The organism is Deltaproteobacteria bacterium (assembly GCA_016875395.1).
In the GTDB taxonomy this organism is placed as follows: domain Bacteria; phylum Myxococcota_A; class UBA9160; order UBA9160; family UBA6930; genus VGRF01.
Genome location: VGRF01000016.1, coordinates 58,402 through 75,877 on the forward strand (window position 1 = coordinate 58,402; position 17,476 = coordinate 75,877).

The following is a 17,476-nucleotide window of genomic DNA, read 5'->3' on the forward strand; positions in this document are numbered from 1 at the left end:
GTCGGCTGAAGGCTCGGATCGAACACGCGTCACTGGTGCCATGCCCTGTGTGCTCGTTGCCGAGATTCCGGCGAGTCGAGGAAGGCAAGCCTCGTGAGGAGATCGCCAGTCTCGAGAATCGGACCACCGCCCCAACAGTCGGTCGCATGGGAGCGCGTGGAGTCAGCAACCGCGAGCAGCATCAAGAAGCCGCTGTCGCCGAAGTGCATGGAACAAGGGAGCGGCTTCGCCGGGAACCAGAACCAATCGCGCGGCTCGCCGTGAAGAAATGTGAGGGGAGCCGGCAGACTCCAGTAGTCGGCGGTCGCGAGGCCATCGGCTAGCGCTGTCCAGTCGTCCCAGCCGAGTGTTCGCTCGACGATTCGCCTCGGTTCCTCACCCCGCCGGAAGGCGAGCCCTCGCGGAGATGAGAACTCTCGCGCGATGAGCGTTCGCTCCGCTCCGGTCGCATCCACCTCAACCTCGACGCTGCGCTGGCCCCACTCGAACAGCCAGAAGCGCAAGGTTCGTACCGGCGACGAATTCGGCGCGCGTTCGAAGATCGCACGGTGCGGTTTCGGCCACGTCGCAAGCATCCACGTCACTGCCATCGCGACGACCAGTACGACGGACGTTGCATACGCGCCGAAGTCTTCTTGCTCACACGCTCTCGCTCGTGCACGCATCGCGTCGCCTCCTCGTCCGGGACTCACGCCCCACGTCGGCAAGCCTATGCGTCACGGCGAGTGGTTCGAGCGAGCGCTTCATCGCGCGTTCATGTGAGCGCGGCGCGCTGTCAGCTCAGCGGTCTGCCGGCCCCTTCAGCTCCACCACGTTGCCGTCGGGGTCGCGCACGTACATGGACGGCCCGTTGCCTTCGGCGCCGTAACGAGTCCCGACTTCGCCGGGGTCGATGCCGTGCGCGCGCAAGTGCGCGGCGAGCGCGTCCGCATCGAACGCGTCGATGCGCAGGCAGATGTGGTCGACGTTCTTGCCGTCGGGCGCGGGCGTGCCGCCGCCGGCTTTGCCGAGCGGCGAGTCGATCGGGACGAGATCGATGAGGGACGCGCCGGCGCGGAGCTGCACGAGACCGAGCGCATCGATGCGACGCTCGATCGCGCAGCCGAGGGAATCGCGGTAGAAGCGCAGCGCGGCATCGAGATTGCGCACGCGCAGCACGACGTGATCGAGGCCGAGGATGCGCAGAGGCATGGCGCGCAATCTGCTCGATCGAAGCAAGCGCGCCAAGTGACGCCGCGTCCCGCCAAGCGGATCAGCCGCGACGCGCAGCGTCGCCGGCTGCATCCGCCATGCGCGTCGCCACGGCCATCTCCCGCAACCTGCCCGCACCCAGCTCGCTGCTCACACCTTGTACGAGCGCTCCAGCTTCTCGCGGCTGCGCCCGCGCATCAGCGCGAGCTCGATCAGGCGATCGAGCAGCGCCGGGTAGGAGACGCCGCTCGCCTGCCAGAGGCGCGGATACATCGACACCTGCGTGAAGCCGGGCAGGCTGTTCAGCTCGTTCAGCCAGATGCGGTCCGTACCCTTCTCGACGAAGAAGTCGACCCTCGCGAGGCCGGCGCCTTCGAGCACGCGGAACGCCTCCACTGCGAGGCGCTGCAGCTCCGCCGCGAGCTTCTCGCTCACTTGCGCGGGCACGATCAGCTCGGTGGTCTCGTCGAGGTACTTCGCCTCGTAGTCGTACCACTCCTTGTGCGGAACGATCTCGCCCGGCACCGAGGCTTCGGGCCGCTCGTTCCCCAACACCGCGATCTCGATCTCGCGCGCGTTCACGCCCTGCTCGACGAGCACCTTCTCGTCGTAGCGGAAGGCCTCGCGCAGCGCGGGCGCGAGCTCGGCGCGCGTCTTCACCTTGCTGATGCCCACGGAGGAGCCGGTGTTCGCGGGCTTCACGAAGCACGGGAGGCCCACCACTCTTGTTAGGTGGTCGACCAGCGTGTCGAGCATCGCGAGCTCGTGCTTGCGTACCGTCACCCACGGCACGACGGGAATGCCGGCCGCGGCGAGCAAGCGCTTCGAAACGTCCTTGTCCATCTGGATCGCGGAGCCGAGCACGCCGGCGCCGACGTACGGCACCCCCGCGAGCTCGAGGAAGCCCTGCAGGCAGCCGTCCTCGCCGCCGGTGCCGTGCACGATGGGCACGATCACGTCGAGCTGCGCAGCGGGCTTGCCGCTGTCGGCCGACACCAAAGTGCGTTGCCCCGGAATCGCGGGCAGCGTGACCTCGGGCGCAGCGACGACCGCGGCGGGCAGCATCTTCGGTCCGCCGATGTGCCAGCGGCCATCGTGCGAGATCGCGATCAGCGAGACGTCGTATCGCGCGGGATCGAGCGCCTGCAGGATCGAGGTCGCGGAGTTGATCGAGACTTCGTGCTCGACCGAGCGACCGCCATACACGATGCCGACGCGAATCTTCGCCACGCGTTCCCCCTCAGCCTCGAATCTCTCACAGACTCGCAGCAACAAGACAACGGCGCAGCCGCGCGGGTTCTGAAGCGACGAATCAAGGGCTAGCGTGCGCGGCCATGGCAGACGTGACCGCCGACACGCTCGCGAAGCAGGACGCGCTGTTTGCGCGCCTGCGCGCCGCGGGCCGCGTGATGGTCGCGTTCAGCGGCGGCGTGGATTCGAGCTACCTCGCCTGGGCGGCGCACCGCGCGCTCGGCGCCGGCGCGCTCGCGGTCACGGCGGTGTCGCCCTCGTACCCCGAGAGCCACCGCAAGCTCGCAGACGAAGTCGTCGCGCAGTTCGCGCTCGCGCACCGCTTCGTCGACACGCACGAGATGGAGCGCGCTGGCTATCGCGCGAACGGGCCGGACCGCTGTTACTTCTGCAAGACCGAGCTGTTCGAAGTGATGGCAAAGCTTCGCAACGAGCTGCGCTTCGACGCGGTCGCCTACGGCGTGAACACGGACGACCAGGGCGACTTCCGGCCCGGCCACCGCGCCGCGCAGGAGCACGGCGTGCTCTCGCCGTTCCTCGATGTGGCGCTCTCGAAAGCGGAGATTCGCGCGCTCTCTCGCGCCGTGGGCTTGCCGACCGCCGACTTGCCCGCGAGCGCGTGCCTCGCTTCGCGCCTCCCGTACGGCACTCAGGTGACGCCGGAGCGCCTGCGCCAAGTCGAGCGCGGCGAGGAGGCGCTGCGCGCGCTCGGCTTCCGGCAGGTGCGGCTGCGCCACCACGGCGCAATGGCGCGCGTCGAGATCGAGCCGAGCGAGCTCGCCCGCGCCCTGACGCCTGAGATGGCGCGCGCGATCTCGGCGGCGATCAAGCCGCTCGGTTTCCGTTACGTCGCGCTCGATCTCGACGGCTACCGCACCGGCGCGCTCAACGAAGTGCTCACGATCGCCGGAGCCCCGAAGACGGCATGAGCGGCTTCCCGCGCGTCCGTTGTCACGGCGCGCCGCGTGATCTCGGGCTCGATCAAGGCGCGGCGTTCGGCGCCGAGATTCGCGCCCTCGTGGCGAGGCGAGGTGGCGGCGCGTTCGCGCGAATGCTCGCGACGCTGCGCCCGCCCGCGGCGCAGCGCGCGGTCGAGCGCGACACGTACCGTTACTTCCCGCACATGGCGGAGCGCACGGCCGGGTTCGCGCGCGGCGCAAAGGTGCCGGTGCTCGCGCTCGCGGAGATCTCTGCGCTGCCCGAGCGCGCGCCCGCCGATGCGCTGCGCGTGGTGACGGGCGCGCGCGGCCCGGCGCTCGCTCGCGCGCTTCCGCCGGACGCGCTGATCGCGCTGCGCGAGAGCGCGCCCGATACCGACTACCGCTCGCTCGAGCTGATCGCCCTCGCGCACGTCGCGCCGCTACTCGGCGTGAACGAGCACGGGCTGGCGGTGGGCGCGGTGTTGTTGGGCGCGCCCGCCGGCGAGTGCAGCGCGCCCGCCGCACTCCTCGCGCAGGACTGTCTGCAGCGCTTCGACCGCGTCGAGAAAGCCGTCGAGTGGATCGAACGCCGCCGCGGCGGCGGGTGCGCGCTGATCGTGCTCGCGGACACGACGGGCGCGGCTGCCGCGGTCGAGGTCGAGCACGCAGAGCGCAGGCGTGTCGCGCCGCCCGAGCTTCCGCTCAGCGGCAGCACCGCCGATCGCTGCTGCATCGCGGTGGCGGATCCCGCTTCACGCTCGCTGGCGTGGACCCACGCGGACGGCGCGACGGGCGAGGCGAATCTCTCGTAGCGAAGTGATCGCCTGACTCGGCTAAGCGCGCGCGGCGACCCGCGTAGAGGCGCGCCCACGCGAAGCGCTCGCGCAGCATCTAGCCGAGGGCGAGCTCGCCGCGGTCGACGCCGACGATGAGCTCGCGCGAGAGCGCAGTCAGCTCGCCCGCGGCGCGCAGCGCGTCGTGAAGGCCCGTCTCGTGGTACTTCGGCTGCCACACGCGCACGCGCTCCAGCGCGGCCCGCTTGTACGAGACGTTGAGGTCGCTCACGAACTGCGCCGGGCCCGCGTCGAGCGGGTTCTGGTAACGGCCCGCGTCGTAGAAGAAGAGGGCCCAGTTGAGCGCCTGGTCGCGCTCGTTCTCGATCGCCCCGCCGATCGCTGCGTGCGCTTGCGCTGCGTGCAGCGCTGCGATGCGCGCGCACCAGTCGGCGCGCGGGCGCGCGTGCTCGTCCGTGAGCGCGACGATCTCGCCGCGCACTGCCGCGATGCCGGCACTGCGGCGCAGGTCGATCGCTTCGTGCGCGATGCCCGGATCGCGCGAGCGCGAGAGCTCGGCGGTGCCGCTTACCGCGACAAAGCGCACGCGCGAAAAGCGCGCGGCCAGCTCGGCGTGCGCGATCGACTCGTCGACCGGAACGATCACCTCGAACGGGGGCGCATCGCGCTGCGCGGCGAGCGCCCCGAGCGCGCCCGCGAGAAACGCACCGCGCGCCGCGGTGGGCGCGACGACGACGGAGAGGGTGGGGTCCCGGTGGTGCGTCATGAGCTTTGATCGGCCGCTCGCTTCAGCGGCAAGCGAGATGGCCGAAATTTACGGCTAGACTGCAGCGAGTCCATTGCCAAGGAGAACCAGCATGCCGAAGCGAGAAGTCGCCGTCGGGGATTTCCGGCAGCGGGCCACGGAGCTGGTTCGCCTCGTCGAAAAGACTCGCCAGCCGATCCGCATCACGCGGCACGGTGTCCCGGTCGCGGAGCTGCGTCCAGTCTCTTCGGCGTCGGACGACCTGCTCGGTTCGGTGACGTTCCTGGATGACGACCTGACGAGGCCGGTTCTCGAACCAGAGGACTGGGAAGCCGCTCGGTGATCCTGCTCGACACTTCGACGTGGATCTGGAGGACGAGTGAGCCGGCTCGTCTCTCGCGTGCGGCAAAACGCGCGCTCGAGAGTGCAGATCGCCTGTTGGTCAGCGCAATCAGCATCTGGGAGCTCTCGATGCTCGTCGCGAAACGGCGAATCGCGTTGGATCGGCCCATCGAGGACTGGGTCGAGGCGGCCCTCGCGCTGCCGGGCGTGGATGTCGTTCAACTCGAGGCGCGGATCGCGATTCGCAGCACACGGCTGCCTGGCGCGTTTCACCCGGACCCGGCCGATCGCATCATCGTCGCCACTGCCTTGGAGCGCTCGGTCCCGCTCGTCACTCCGGACGACAGGATCCGCGATTACCAGCACGTCCAGTCAATCTGGTGATCGATGCGATGCGGCGAGTCTCCTCTCTATATCTCCCCCAGCCCCCAGCGGATGCTGCGCCGTAACAACTCGTAGTACTCCGGCTTGTCCCACGAGCAGCGCTCGATCTTCGGGTAGAAGTCGACGACGGGGCGCATGTCGTAGTGGCCGCGGCAGTGGCCGAGCGTGTTGTAGAGGACCGAGCCGCTGCCGAGCGGGCGCAGGTACATCACGAGGTGCTGCTTCGTGTGCGACCAATCCTCGGCCGCGAAGCCCTGCGCTTTGCCCGAGTACTCGGTCTCGAGCAGCGCCGTGAGCTTGTCGCGGTCGTGGTACTCGGAGAGGTAGAGCTCGTCGTCGGTGTCGAACTCCTTCACGCCGCTCACGAGCGGATGACTCGGCGCGCTCACCTTCACGTGGTACGGCTGGATCGGCGGGTGCGCGATGAACTGGCTGCCGAGCGTGTGCGCGAGCGTTCGGATCGTGCGCGGCGCGTCGACGCCCTTCGGCGTGAAGTCGAGCGCCGCGTTCGTGCCGTGCAGCGCGATCCAGCGCCCGCCGCCCTTCACGTACGCCGCGAGCGCGTCTTGCTGCGCCTGCGTCGGCCGCACGTCGCAGCAGTAGGTGACGAGGAACTTCGCCTTCGCAATCGCGTCCGTGTCGGCGTAGTCGGCGCACACCTTCACGCGCAGGTTGTCGTGCTCGGCGAGCAGCTTCAGCAGCTCGAGCCGCGCGAAGTCGATGTCGTGGTACTTGCCCGCGGCGACCAGCACCGCGTCGAGAATGGGCTTGCTCATGTCGCCTCCTCGCAATCGGGGAGACCAAGCATGCACGAGCGCGCAGCGCGCCAGCAACACGCACGCAGGTGCCGGGCCGCGATTTCCCGCCGCAATGGCGCTCTCTCGGCGCGTGCGGAGTGCCGATGAAGCGCAGTCACTCGCGCCCGCGAGCGGCCGGTAGCTCTACGGAATTGGCGCCGCATCGCTCGAACTCGGAAGCCCCCGATGAAGCTCGAAAAGAAGAAGCTGTGGCCGCTCCTGGTGCTGACCGGCGCGCTGCTCGCGAGCACTGCGCTCGTGGCGCTGAAGCCCGACCCGAAGCCGCGCGCCATCGAGTCGATCCTTCCTGTGGTGGAAGTGCTCGCGGCGCAGCCCGCAGCGCAGCGCGTCACGGTGCGCGCGCAGGGCACGCTCGCGCCGCGCGACGAAGTCGATCTCGTCGCGGAGGTGGCCGGGCGCGTCGAGTGGATCTCGCCCAGCTTCGATGGCGCAGGCGAGTTCGCGAAGAACGAGCCGCTCGTGCGCATCGCGCGCGCGGACTACGAGATCGCCGCCGAGCGCGCGCGTGCCGCGGTCGCGCGCGCCGAGAGCCAGCTCGCGCTCGCGCGCGCGGCGCAGTCGCGCAGCGACGCTCTCTTCGACGCCGGCGCCGCGAGCCCCGCGGCGAAAGAGCAGGCTGCGGGCAACGCGCTCATGGCGGAAGCGAGCCTGCGCGACGCGCAGGCCGCTCTCGCGCAGGCCGACCTCGCCCTCTCGCGCACGCAGATCCGCGCGCCGTTCGCGGGCCGCGTGCGCGAGCGCAGAGTCGCGCTCGGCCAGTACCTCGCGCCGAGCGCTCCGGTGGCGCGCGTCTACGGGGGCGACGGCGCCGAAGTGAAGCTCGCGCTGCGCGCGGAAGACGCCGCGTTCGTGGAGCTGCCGAGCGATCCGACGCAGCCGGGCCCGCGCGCGAAGCTGTTCGCGAACGTGGCGGGCGAGACGCGCGAATTGTCAGGGCGCGTGGTCGCGAGCGCGGGCGCGCTCGATCCGCGCACGCGCATGCTCGCGATCACGGTTCGCCTCGACGACGCGCGGGCCGCGGACGCAGCGCTCGCGCTCGGCAGCTTCGTCGAGGTCGAGATCGAGGGCCGCGAGCTCGCGAGCGCAGTGAAGCTGCCGCGCGCCGCGCTGTCCGGAGACGGCGCGGTGTACGTGGTGGGCGACGGCGACACGCTCGAGCTGCGAACCGTCGAGGTCGCGCGCGCCGACGATGCGGCCGCATGGGTGACGAGCGGGCTGCGCGCCGGTGAGCGCGTGTGCGCGCACGCGCCGAGCTCGCTCGCGCCGGGCACGCGCGTGCGCATCGCAGCGAACGAGAGCGACCCGCGATGAGCGGCGTCGTCGCCTGGTTCGCGCGCAACCCAGTCGCCGCGAACCTGCTGATGGGCTTGATGATCGCCGGCGGCCTGCTCATGGGGCCGCGCATCAAGCAGGAGATGTTCCCCGACGTCGAGCTCGACGTCGTGACGATCGCAGTGCCGTATCCAGGCGCGTCGCCGGTCGAAGTCGAAGAGGGCGTGTGCGTGCCCGTCGAAGAGGCGCTGCAAGGCCTCGCCGGCATCAAGCGCATTCGCGCGACGCCTCCGAGAACGTGGGCATGATCGCGGTGGAGCTGATGAGCGGAGAAGACGTCGCGCGCCGGCTTGCCGACATCCGCGCGCGCGTCGATTCGATCGACACGCTTCCCGAAGAGGCGGAGCGGCCGATCGTCTCGCAGGCTGAGCTGCCGAGGCAGGTGCTCTCGGTCGCGGTGTACGGCGACGTCGACGAGCGCGTGCTCAAGGAAGCGGCGAAGCGCGCGCGCGAAGAGCTCGCGGCGTTGCCCGAGATCTCCGAAGTCGCGCTCGCCGCGGTTCGCCCATACGAGATCGCGATCGAGATCTCCGAGAGCGCGCTCGAGCGGCACGGGCTCACCTTCGACCAGGTGGCGCTCGCGGTGCGGCGCAGCTCGCTCGACCTGCCCGCGGGCGTCGTGCGCGCGGATTCGGGCGAGATCTTGTTGCGGGCGCAGGGCAAAGCGCGCAGTGCGGAAGAGCTCGCGCGCATCCCCGTGCTGACACGCCCCGACGGCACGCGTCTCGCGCTCGGCGATGTCGCGCACGTCGTCGACGGCTTCGCCGAGAGCGACCAGAGCTCGACCTTCGACGGCGATCGCGCGGCATTGGTCCAGGTCTCGCGCGTCGGCGATCAACGCGTGACGGACGTCGCCGACGCCGCGCACGCCTACGTCGAGCGCGCGCGCGGGTCGCTGCCGCCCGGCGTGCAGATGGTCGTGTGGCAGGACATGTCGGCGATTCTCAAGGACCGGCTCGACAACATGAAGTCGACCGCGTGGCAGGGAGCGCTGCTCGTGCTCGCCGCGCTCGCGCTGTTCTTGCGGCTGCGCCTCGCGTTCTGGGTCGCGTTGGGCGTGCCGACGGCGCTGCTCGCCACGTTCGCGGTGCTGCCCTTCTTCGGCGTCTCGATCAACTGGATCTCGCTGATGGGCCTCGTGCTCGTGCTCGGCATCCTCGTCGACGACGCGATCGTCGTGGCCGAGAACACCTACGTCGAGCAGCAGCGCAGCAAGAGCAAGCTCGACGGCGCGATCAAGGGCGCGGAAGACATCGCGATCTCGGTCGTGTTCGGCGTGCTCACCACGATCGCCGCGTTCGCGCCGATGCTCGCGGTGCCCGGATCGATGGGGAAGATGACGCGCGCGCTGCCGGTCGTGGTGATCGTGAGCCTCACCTTCTCGCTGCTCGAAGCGCTCTGGATCCTTCCCGCGCACCTCGCGAGCGGCGGGCCGGTCGATGCGCCGGCGCGCAGCCTGCTCTCGAAGCGCTGGCGCGCGCTTCAGGATCGCGTCGCGAGCGGCTTCGATGCGTTCGTGCGCGGCAAGCTCGCGCCCGCGCTCGATCGTGCGCTCGAGTGGCGATACCTGACGATCGCGAGCGCCCTCGGCGCCGTGATCTTCACCATCGCGCTGATCGCCAGTGGGTGGATGCGCTTCACGTTCCAAGAGCCGGTCGACGGCGACGTGATCATCGCGTACCTGACGATGGAGCCGGGCACGCCGGCGCACGTGACGGCCGCGGCGATCCGCGAGATCGAGGCGGCAGCGACGCGCGTCCAGCGCGAAGCCGACGCGACCCGCGACATGGCGGGGGGCAGCATCTTCACGCACATGCTCGCTGCGGTGGGCGAGCAGCCGTTCCGCAACTTCCAGTCGCAGCTGCCGTCCGGCGGAACTTCGGCAGGCTCGGGCTCGCACCTCGGCGAGATCCAAGTCGAGATGATCGCCGCCGACGAGCGCGACATCTCCACGTCCGAGATGCAGCGCCGTTGGCGCGCAGCGGTGCCGCCGATCTCGGGCGTCGCCGAGCTCACGTTCATGAACGCGATGGTGAACTCGGGCAAGCCGATCGAGCTGGAGCTGCGCGGGCAGGACCTCGCGCAGCTGCGCGCCGCGGCGGCGTGGCTGCGCGGCGAGATCGCGCAGTACCCGGGCGTGTTCGACGTGGCGGACTCGTTTCGCGCGGGCAAGCAGGAGCTCGGGTTCGCGGTGAAGCCGGGCGCGGAGGTGTTAGGGGTCGGGCTCGCCGACGTCGGCCGCCAGGTGCGGCAGGCGTTCTGGGGCGAGGAAGTGCAGCGCGTTCAGCGCGGGCGCGACGAGGTGAAGGTGGTCGTGCGCTACCCGGCCGAGGAGCGCCTCTCGCTCGCGGATCTCGAGCGCATGCGCATTCGCAGCGCGGACGGCGTGGCGCTGCCGTTCGCGAGCGTGGCCGAAGCCAAGCTCGGCGCCGGCCACGCCTCGATCCAGCGCGTCGACCGCGAGCGCGTGATCTCGGTGAGCGCCGACGTCGACGTCGCGCTCGGCAACGCCAACGCGATCACGGCGGACCTGCGCGAGCACGCGCTCGCCGATCTCGCGCAGCGCTTCCCGGGCGTGCGCTTCGCGTTCGCGGGCCAGCAAGCCGAGCAGCGCGACTTCCTCGACGCAATGCTGCGCGGTCAAGTCTTCGCGCTGCTCGCGATCTACGCGCTGCTCGCGGTTCCGCTGCGCTCGTACCTGCAGCCGTTCATCATCATGAGCGTGATCCCGTTCGGAATCGTCGGCGCCGCGATCGGTCACTTGTTGTTGGGATACGACCTCTCGATGTACTCCGTGATCGGGCTCGTGGCGCTCTCGGGCATCGTCGTGAACTCGAGCCTCGTGCTCGTGGATCAGGTGAACGCGCTGCGCGCCTCGGGCGTGCGCCTCGCGGAGGCGGCGCGCGAGGCCTCGATCTCGCGCGTGCGGCCGATCTTCCTCACGACGCTGACGACCTTCCTCGGCCTGATGCCGATGATCTTCAGCAACTCGATCGCGGGAAAGATGACGGTGCCGCTCGCAATCACGCTGGCGTTCGGTGTGCTGTTCTCGGCCGTGCTCACGATGTTCCTCGTGCCCTGCCTCTACCTCGCGCTGGAAGACGCGACGATGCTCGTCGCGGGCCGCAAGCGAACGCGCAGCGGCGAGCGCCGCGAGCGCGGCAGCGACACGGCGCGCAGCGCGGAGAGCGCGGAGCAAGAAGCCTCCGCGTGACGCAGCGGTGCTGCGCTTCGCGCTAACGAGGCGCGAAGGAGCACCGCCGATGGCTCGCCCCACCGCACTGGAAGCACGCCTCGATCGCCTCGAGTCGGAGAGCGAGATTCGCCAGCTCGTGGCGAAGTACTGCGTCGCGCTCGACATGCGCGACCTCGACGCGCTGTGCGGACTCTTCCCCGCGGACGTGCGCGTCGGGAAGCACGAGCGCGGGCGGCGCGCGCTCAAGCGCTGGTTCGACGAGACGCTGCGCACGCAGTTCACGGGCACCGCGCACGTCACCGGGAACCACATCATCGAGTTCGACGACGCCGACCGTGCGCGCGGGCTCGTCTACAGCCGCAACGAGCACGAGACCGGCGAGCGCTGGATCGCGATGACGATGATCTATTGGGACCGCTACGAGCGCATCGACGGGCGCTGGCTGTTCCGCCGCCGACTCCCGCTCTACTGGTACGCGTGCGACCTGCGCGATCCGCCGATCGGCGCAAACAAGATGCGCTGGCCGGGCCGCGAGCCGTACGAAGGCGGCTACGCCGATTTCTTCCCGAGCTGGCGCGAATTCTGGACGCCGGGCTTCGACGCTGACTCGGATGTCGCGGAGCCGGCGGCGGTGGACGAGTTCCTCGCGCGCCTACGACCGGGCGACGAGAGCGCGTCCGTCCGCGTGCGCTGAGGCGTACTCCGCGCGGAATACCTACCCGCGGTATAAAAAGATTGACTCGCGTCGCCGAACCGGTGTAGGGAAGCGCGTCGCGCGGCAGACCATCTCGCAATGTCGGAGGAATCTCGCAATGTCGGAGGATTTTGTGCACGCGAAGTCAAGGCTGTCTCTTGCTTTCCTCATCGCTAGCTGTCTCGCTGCGACCGCAAGCGCACAGGACTCGGCGCCCGAAGCGCCGCCGGCCGCGGAGCCCGCCCCCGCGGTTGCAGAGCTGCCGAGGGGCATCGAGGAGATCGTGATCACCGCGCGCAAGCGCGAGGAGAATCTGCAGCAGGTGCCGATCGCGGTGACGGCGTTCGGCGAAGTGCAGATCGACAACCAGTATGCGAACGACATCGGCGAGCTCTCGAAGTTCACGCCGAACGTGATCCTCGCGCGCCAGCCTTACGCCGGGAACGCGCTCTTCGGCGGCATGCGCGGCATCGTGTTCGGCGACCTCGAGAAGAGCTTCGATCCCGCGGTGGGCGTCGTGATCGACGGCGTGCCGCTCGTGACGAACACCGGCGCGCTGATCGACGCCTTCGACCTCGAGAGCGTCGAAGTGCTGCGCGGCCCGCAGGGCACGCTCTACGGCCGCAACACGATCGCCGGCCTCGTGAACGTGCGGCGCTCGCGGCCGACCAAGGAATGGGGCCTCAAGATGCAGGCCCGCTACGGCTCGTTCGACGAGATCGACGTGAAGGCGGTCGCGAACGCGCCGATCGGCGAGACGATCGGCGTGAAGCTCGGCGTCTTCTACGACAAGAGCGACGGCTTCACCGAGGACGCGATCTTCGACCTGCCCAGCGCGGCGATCACCGGCACGGGCAAGCAGACCGACGGCGAAGACACGATCAACCTGATCGCGAGCGCGCTGTGGGAGCCGAGCGAGAACTTCGACGCGCTGCTCACCTACGAGTACACGGACGACGACTCGACGCTCGCGACACCGACGAATCTCACCGTCGAGGGGCTCTCGCGGACTCCGCTCGCCGACCCGATCGGTGCGCCCATCGGCTTCGCGAACGACTGGGACGACGTGACGAACCGGATGTTCTGCAACTTCCTGCCGGCGGGTACGCCTTGCGCCGGCTTCGGTGTGCCTGGCGTCTCGAGCGGCGGAGGACCGGGAGCTGCGATCGGCGGAGCGATCGGCCAGACGCTCGGCAGCGGCGGAAACTTCTGTGACCTCTACGCCACGGTGTTCACGCAGCTGTTCGTCAACGCGGTGCGCGACGTCGCGTGCGCCTCGCAGGGCTATCTGCGCGGCGAGGCGAACGGATACAAGTACTCCTACACCGCCGTTCCGTTCGTCAACAACATCAAGCAGCACGGCGTGACGTTCGAGATGAACTGGGACATCGGGGAGTACACGCTGACTTCGGTGACCGGGTACCGAAAGTCCGACGAGATCCTGAACGAGGACAACCTCGGCGCGGCCGTTCCGATCTTCAATCCCGTGCGCCCGCAGAGCTTCGATCAGTTCAGCACGGAGCTGCGCGCGGCGTCGAGCTTCGACGGCATCTTCAACTTCGTCGCCGGCGCCTACTACGTGCAGTCCGAGTACGAGATCAGGCAGTCGATCTTCGTGTTCGGCACGCAGTTTCCGTCGGGCTGCCCCGGCTGCGCGCTTCCGCCGGCGGGCCCCTCGCCCGACGGCGACGCCGGCCAGGATCTGCGCTCGGTCGCGCTCTTCGGCGAGGCTTACGTCGACCTCACCGAGAAGGCGAAGCTCACCGTCGGAGCGCGCTGGACCTGGGAGGAGAAGGACTTCTTCATCTTCCAGCGCGTCTCGGGCGACAGCAGCGGACTTCTGCCGGGGACTTGGGGCTGCGGGAATCTCTCGAGCTCGCAGCAAGCGGCCGCGGATGCAGCGCTGGCGGCCCATCTCGCGATTCCGCGCACGCCCGCGCAGCAGGCCTTGGTCGTTGCGGGCAACATCTGCAACGACAGCGACGGGAAGGAGACTTGGACCGAGATCACGCCGCGCATCGCGATCGACTACTCCTTCACGGAGGACGTGCTCGGATACGTCTCCTGGTCGCGCGGCTTCCGCTCGGGTGGTTGGAACGGGCGCGCGACGACGCCGACTTCGATCGGCGCCTACAACCCGGAGACGGTGGACAACTACGAGCTCGGCCTGCGCTCGGACTGGTTCGAGAACCGGCTGCGCCTCAATCTGACCTACTTCCATGCGAAGTACGACAACAAGCAGGAGAGTCAGATTTACGCGTTCGGCACCGCGACCGAGACGATCGTCGATAACGCCGCCCAGGCGATCATCAACGGGATCGAGGCCGAGACTCAGTACCTACTGACCGACGAGCTGATGCTCCGCGGCGCGTTCGGGTGGGTGAAGGGCAGCTACGACAAATTCGAGGCGTTCAACCGGGTTACTGGGCGAATCGAAGATGTCTCCGACATTCGCGCATTCGGATTCGCGCCCGAGTTCAACGTGAACGTCGGCTTCGACTACCGCATGCCGCTGCCGGGAGAGTTCGGCGAGCTCAACTGGCTCGCGAACTACTCATGGGCCGACGGCACGACCGGCAACTTCGGCCAACCCGATCTCACGGGGCTCGGCCGCAACGTCTTCGACTCGCGCGGCGAGGCGGACTTCACGCTCGCGTGGGAGAAGGAAGGCTGGTTCCGGTTCGCGGCGTTCGTGAAGGATGCCTTCCACGAGAACAACTACCTCGCGACCTCGGTCGACGTGGGCGTGTTCTGGTTCGGCGCCGTCGCGCCGGGCCGGACGTGGGGCATCGAGCTCACGAAGGAGTTCTGAGAGGTCCCTTCGAGGGTCCCGCCAAGGCAAGCGGGGGGCTGGCGCGAGCCGGCCCCCGCTTGGTCTTTTCGCGCGAGACTGCGCGACCTGGAGGAACGCCAGATGCCGCGCACTCACCGCCACGTCGTCCTCGCCGCTCGCCCACGCGGCATGCCGGTAGAGAGCGACTTCCGCGTCGAGGAGGCGGCGCATCCGCCGCTCGGCGACGGCCAGTTGTCATTGGAGAACGCCTTCGTCTCGCTCGACGCGGGCTTTCGCAACTGGATGGACGAGGGCAGCGGCGACAACGTGCTGCCCGCGATGAAGCTCGGCGCGCCGGTGATGGGTCTCGTGCTCGGGCGCGTCGCCGAGAGCCGCCACGCGGCGCACGCCGTGGGCGACTGGGTGATGGCGCGGCTTGCCTGGGAGGAGCGCTCGCTCACCGACGCGAGCGACTTCCTCGTGCCCGTGCCGCGCGACACGAAGTACCCGCGCAGCTTCTATCTCGGTGTGCTCGGCGACACCGGGCTCTCGGCGTACTTCGGTCTCTGCGACCACGCGGCGATCGCGCCGGGCGAGACCGTGCTCGTGAGCGCAGCGGCCGGCGCCGTCGGCAGCATCGCGGGGCAGGTGGCGCGCATTCTCGGTGGACGCGCGGTCGGCATCGCGAGCGGCGCCGACAAGTGCGCGCGGCTCGTGCGCGAACTCGGCTACGCGGCGGCGGTAGATCGCACGCGCCCCGACTTCGCCGAAGCGCTCTCGCACGCGTGCCCGCACGGCGTCGACGTGTACTTCGACAACGTGGGCGGCCCGCTGCTCCAGCTCGTGCTCGAGCGCATCAACGAGGGCGCCCGCATCGTGATGTGCGGGGCCGTAGCGAGCTACAGCGCGCAGCAGCCGCTACCCGGACCGAGCAACCTCTTCCAGATCGTGACGAAAGAGGCGCGCGTGTTCGGTCTGATGACGCACATGCACGCGGCCCGTTACGACGAGGGCCGCGCGGCGCTCGGCCGCTGGATCGACGCGGGCGAGCTGCGAGTGCCCGAGTACGTGCTGGCAGGCATCGCCAGCGTGCCGCGCGCGTTCTGCGACCTGTTTCGCGGCGCGAACTTCGGGAAGACGATCGTGAAGCTGTGAGGGCGCGCGCCTTCAACGCGCGCGCCCGAGCGGGAATCGTCGCGGCCTAGAGCCCCGGCGCGAAGCTCGCGCGCCGACGCTCCTGCACGCGGCGCCGAGCTACCCGGCCACGCGCTCGCTCAGCGCGGCGGCAGGCCGCGGCGCGCGCGCTCCGCGTTCATGCGGTCTTGGTCGACGGCGAGGCGCGGGCCGAGATCCTTCTCGTCGATGGCGCCCGCCATGTGCGCGCCGGCCTTCTTGCCGTTGTACATGATCTTCTTCACCGGCGTGATCGAGAGGACCGTGCGCAGCGGGGAGTCGAGCAGGCTCCAGAAGAACTTCTCGCCGGCCGCGTTGTTGGGGTTCAGCTTCTTCGAGAGCTGGGTGTAGAACCAGTGACGCGTCTTCTCGTCGTCGTGGAACTGCGCGTGGCCCTTGAACGTGATCGCGCCGCCCGGAAGCGTGTCGGGCGCGCCCGGCGGATAGCCGTGGCTGCTCACGTTCACCGACACGCGGTTGTCGCGCTTGATCGCCTCGGTGCGATGGCGATGCGCCGAGAACGTGAGCCAGATCTTGCTGCCATCCCACACGAAGGCGTGCGTCACGCCGACGGGCCAGCCGTCTTTGGTCGCCCACATCAGCACGCACTCGACCGCGCCGTTCATCAACTGGTCGATCTCGGCGTCGCTGAAGGGATAGATCGAGACGATCTCGTGGTCGTGGGTCTGGGCCATGGGGGGTCCTCGGTGTGATGGGATGGAGATGAAGCGCGAAGAGTGGCTCAGTCTGCGGCGAGGAGCAGCTTGCCGGTGTGGCCGCCGGTGAACAGCGTCGCGAGCGCGGCGGGGAAATTCTCGATGCCGCGCATCACGTGCTCGGGCAGGCGAACGCGCCCGCTCACGAGCCAATCGGTGAGCGCCTTCTCACCCTCGGCATACAGCTCGGGGAAGTGATTCACCGCGAAGCCTTCCATGCGCGACTGGCGCTCGGCGAGGCGCAGGTAGAGCGCGGGGCCGCGCACGCCCTTCGACATGTCGCCCGAGTACTGCGAAATCGCGCCGCAGATCACGACGCGCGCGCGCAGGTTGATCTGATCGAGCACGACGTCGAGACCTTCGCCGCCGACGTTGTCGAAGAACACGTCGACGCCCTTGGGCGCCGCCTCCTTCAGCTGCGCTGCGAGATCGCCGCGCTTGTAGTCGATCGCGGCGTCGAAGCCGAGCTCGCTCGTGAGGAACTTGCACTTGTCAGGGCCGCCCGCGATGCCGACGACCCGCGCGCCGTCCACTTTCGCGATCTGCCCCGCCATGCAGCCGACCGCGCCCGCTGCTGCGGACACGACGAACGTTTCGCCCGCGCGAACTTGACCGATGCGCCGCACGCCCACGTACGCGGTGAGCCCCGTCGTCAGCCCCAACACGCCGAGGTACGCAGAGGCCGGCACGCGCGTCACGTCGAGCTTGCGCAGCATCGCTGCGGGCAGCGTAGCGACGGTTTGCGCCATCAGCGGCCCGTTCACCCAGTCGCCCGCCGCGAGCTCGGGCGCGCGGCTCTCGCGCACGCGACCGACGCCGAGCGCCACGACCGTCGCGCCGATCGGCACCGAGCCGTGATAGCCCGCGGTCTCGAGCGTGGTGCGAATGAACGCGTCGATCGAGAGCCGCGATACGTCGATGCGCACCTGTCCGTCGCCGAGCGGCGCGAGCGCCTCCTCTTCGACACGAAAGTTGCTCGCCGCCGGAATGCCTTGCGGACGCGAGGCGACGACGACTTTGCGATTCACTGATGCAGTCAAGAAAACCTCACTTCACTCGTAGAGCGGACACCACGACTGAGGAGCGGATTCGCCCGGCTGGCGAGGCGCCGCGGAGCGAAGCTGTATCGAGAGATACAGCGAGCTCC

Annotated in this window: 17 protein-coding genes; 10 read left to right on the forward strand and 7 right to left on the reverse strand. The window is 69.3% G+C overall.

The genetic code is table 11. The features are described 5' to 3' along the window. Window positions 1-29 precede the first annotated feature (29 nt). From FJ091_13400 to FJ091_13410, 3 genes are all read right to left on the reverse strand, one after another. A complete protein-coding gene (locus tag FJ091_13400) occupies window positions 30-665 on the reverse strand; it encodes a hypothetical protein (protein ID MBM4384346.1) in 636 nt (211 codons plus the stop codon). 115 nt (window positions 666-780) lie between these two features. Next, complete coding sequence (locus FJ091_13405) at window positions 781-1,191, reverse strand: VOC family protein (protein MBM4384347.1); 411 nt, start codon at window positions 1,189-1,191, stop codon at window positions 781-783. Between the two features lie 150 nt (window positions 1,192-1,341). After that, complete coding sequence (locus FJ091_13410) at window positions 1,342-2,421, reverse strand: D-alanine--D-alanine ligase (protein MBM4384348.1); 1,080 nt, start codon at window positions 2,419-2,421, stop codon at window positions 1,342-1,344. Between the two features lie 104 nt (window positions 2,422-2,525). Here FJ091_13410 and larE point away from each other — a divergent pair, with 104 nt between their 5' ends. Together larE and FJ091_13420 are read left to right on the forward strand one after the other, a co-directional pair. After that, window positions 2,526-3,371, forward strand: a complete 846-nt coding sequence (gene larE, locus FJ091_13415; GenBank protein ID MBM4384349.1) for an ATP-dependent sacrificial sulfur transferase LarE — start codon at window positions 2,526-2,528, stop codon at window positions 3,369-3,371. After that, window positions 3,368-4,174: a hypothetical protein gene (locus tag FJ091_13420; protein ID MBM4384350.1), complete on the forward strand. Its 807-nt coding sequence runs from the start codon at window positions 3,368-3,370 to the stop codon at window positions 4,172-4,174. The genes larE and FJ091_13420 overlap by 4 nt, the downstream gene beginning before the upstream one ends. Before the next feature lie 79 nt (window positions 4,175-4,253). Here the strand turns inward: FJ091_13420 and FJ091_13425 are convergent, their stop codons facing one another. Further along, window positions 4,254-4,922 carry a hypothetical protein gene (locus tag FJ091_13425; GenBank protein MBM4384351.1) on the reverse strand — a complete coding sequence of 223 codons (669 nt, stop codon included), beginning with the start codon at window positions 4,920-4,922 and terminating at the stop codon, window positions 4,254-4,256. 91 nt (window positions 4,923-5,013) lie between these two features. On the opposite strand from FJ091_13425, the gene FJ091_13430 reads away from it, so the two are divergent. Both FJ091_13430 and FJ091_13435 read left to right on the forward strand, forming a co-directional pair. Further along, window positions 5,014-5,244, forward strand: coding sequence for a type II toxin-antitoxin system Phd/YefM family antitoxin (locus tag FJ091_13430; GenBank protein MBM4384352.1), 231 nt, complete (start codon window positions 5,014-5,016; stop codon window positions 5,242-5,244). Beyond that, window positions 5,241-5,627 (forward strand): type II toxin-antitoxin system VapC family toxin, encoded by a 387-nt coding sequence (locus FJ091_13435; GenBank protein ID MBM4384353.1) that lies wholly within the window; start codon window positions 5,241-5,243, stop codon window positions 5,625-5,627. Before FJ091_13430 ends, FJ091_13435 begins: the two co-directional genes overlap by 4 nt. Before the next feature lie 26 nt (window positions 5,628-5,653). Here the strand turns inward: FJ091_13435 and FJ091_13440 are convergent, their stop codons facing one another. Continuing rightward, window positions 5,654-6,403 (reverse strand): ThuA domain-containing protein, encoded by a 750-nt coding sequence (locus FJ091_13440; protein MBM4384354.1) that lies wholly within the window; start codon window positions 6,401-6,403, stop codon window positions 5,654-5,656. A 207-nt stretch (window positions 6,404-6,610) separates the two neighbouring features. Here FJ091_13440 and FJ091_13445 point away from each other — a divergent pair, with 207 nt between their 5' ends. The 6 genes from FJ091_13445 (at window position 6,611) to FJ091_13470 (ending at window position 15,595) form a co-directional block, all read left to right on the forward strand. Beyond that, window positions 6,611-7,756, forward strand: coding sequence for an efflux RND transporter periplasmic adaptor subunit (locus FJ091_13445; protein MBM4384355.1), 1,146 nt, complete (start codon window positions 6,611-6,613; stop codon window positions 7,754-7,756). After that, entirely contained in the window at window positions 7,753-8,025 is a 273-nt protein-coding gene (locus tag FJ091_13450) for an efflux RND transporter permease subunit (protein MBM4384356.1), read from the forward strand. The genes FJ091_13445 and FJ091_13450 overlap by 4 nt, the downstream gene beginning before the upstream one ends. Continuing rightward, complete coding sequence (locus FJ091_13455) at window positions 8,022-10,991, forward strand: efflux RND transporter permease subunit (GenBank protein ID MBM4384357.1); 2,970 nt, start codon at window positions 8,022-8,024, stop codon at window positions 10,989-10,991. Before FJ091_13450 ends, FJ091_13455 begins: the two co-directional genes overlap by 4 nt. A 49-nt stretch (window positions 10,992-11,040) precedes the next feature. After that, window positions 11,041-11,667: a nuclear transport factor 2 family protein gene (locus FJ091_13460; protein ID MBM4384358.1), complete on the forward strand. Its 627-nt coding sequence runs from the start codon at window positions 11,041-11,043 to the stop codon at window positions 11,665-11,667. Between the two features lie 283 nt (window positions 11,668-11,950). Further along, the gene (locus FJ091_13465) at window positions 11,951-14,479 is read left to right on the forward strand and encodes a TonB-dependent receptor (GenBank protein MBM4384359.1); all 2,529 of its coding nucleotides are present in this window, start codon (window positions 11,951-11,953) and stop codon (window positions 14,477-14,479) included. A 102-nt stretch (window positions 14,480-14,581) separates the two neighbouring features. Further along, the gene (locus FJ091_13470) at window positions 14,582-15,595 is read left to right on the forward strand and encodes an NADP-dependent oxidoreductase (GenBank protein MBM4384360.1); all 1,014 of its coding nucleotides are present in this window, start codon (window positions 14,582-14,584) and stop codon (window positions 15,593-15,595) included. Window positions 15,596-15,714: 119 nt separating this feature from the next. Here the strand turns inward: FJ091_13470 and FJ091_13475 are convergent, their stop codons facing one another. After that, window positions 15,715-16,308 (reverse strand): hypothetical protein, encoded by a 594-nt coding sequence (locus tag FJ091_13475; protein MBM4384361.1) that lies wholly within the window; start codon window positions 16,306-16,308, stop codon window positions 15,715-15,717. Window positions 16,309-16,355: 47 nt separating this feature from the next. After that, window positions 16,356-17,369: an NADP-dependent oxidoreductase gene (locus FJ091_13480; GenBank protein MBM4384362.1), complete on the reverse strand. Its 1,014-nt coding sequence runs from the start codon at window positions 17,367-17,369 to the stop codon at window positions 16,356-16,358. Between the last annotated feature and the right edge of the window lie 107 nt (window positions 17,370-17,476).

Coding starts and splice junctions, on each gene's coding strand:
- FJ091_13400 (MBM4384346.1), bottom strand. CDS start 665: ATGCGTGCACGAGCGAGAGCGTGTGAGCAAGAAGACTTCGGCGCGTAT.
- FJ091_13405 (MBM4384347.1), bottom strand. CDS start 1,191: ATGCCTCTGCGCATCCTCGGCCTCGATCACGTCGTGCTGCGCGTGCGC.
- larE (MBM4384349.1), top strand. CDS start 2,526: ATGGCAGACGTGACCGCCGACACGCTCGCGAAGCAGGACGCGCTGTTT.
- FJ091_13420 (MBM4384350.1), top strand. CDS start 3,368: ATGAGCGGCTTCCCGCGCGTCCGTTGTCACGGCGCGCCGCGTGATCTC.
- FJ091_13425 (MBM4384351.1), bottom strand. CDS start 4,922: ATGACGCACCACCGGGACCCCACCCTCTCCGTCGTCGTCGCGCCCACC.
- FJ091_13430 (MBM4384352.1), top strand. CDS start 5,014: ATGCCGAAGCGAGAAGTCGCCGTCGGGGATTTCCGGCAGCGGGCCACG.
- FJ091_13440 (MBM4384354.1), bottom strand. CDS start 6,403: ATGAGCAAGCCCATTCTCGACGCGGTGCTGGTCGCCGCGGGCAAGTAC.
- FJ091_13445 (MBM4384355.1), top strand. CDS start 6,611: ATGAAGCTCGAAAAGAAGAAGCTGTGGCCGCTCCTGGTGCTGACCGGC.
- FJ091_13450 (MBM4384356.1), top strand. CDS start 7,753: ATGAGCGGCGTCGTCGCCTGGTTCGCGCGCAACCCAGTCGCCGCGAAC.
- FJ091_13455 (MBM4384357.1), top strand. CDS start 8,022: ATGATCGCGGTGGAGCTGATGAGCGGAGAAGACGTCGCGCGCCGGCTT.
- FJ091_13460 (MBM4384358.1), top strand. CDS start 11,041: ATGGCTCGCCCCACCGCACTGGAAGCACGCCTCGATCGCCTCGAGTCG.
- FJ091_13470 (MBM4384360.1), top strand. CDS start 14,582: ATGCCGCGCACTCACCGCCACGTCGTCCTCGCCGCTCGCCCACGCGGC.
- FJ091_13475 (MBM4384361.1), bottom strand. CDS start 16,308: ATGGCCCAGACCCACGACCACGAGATCGTCTCGATCTATCCCTTCAGC.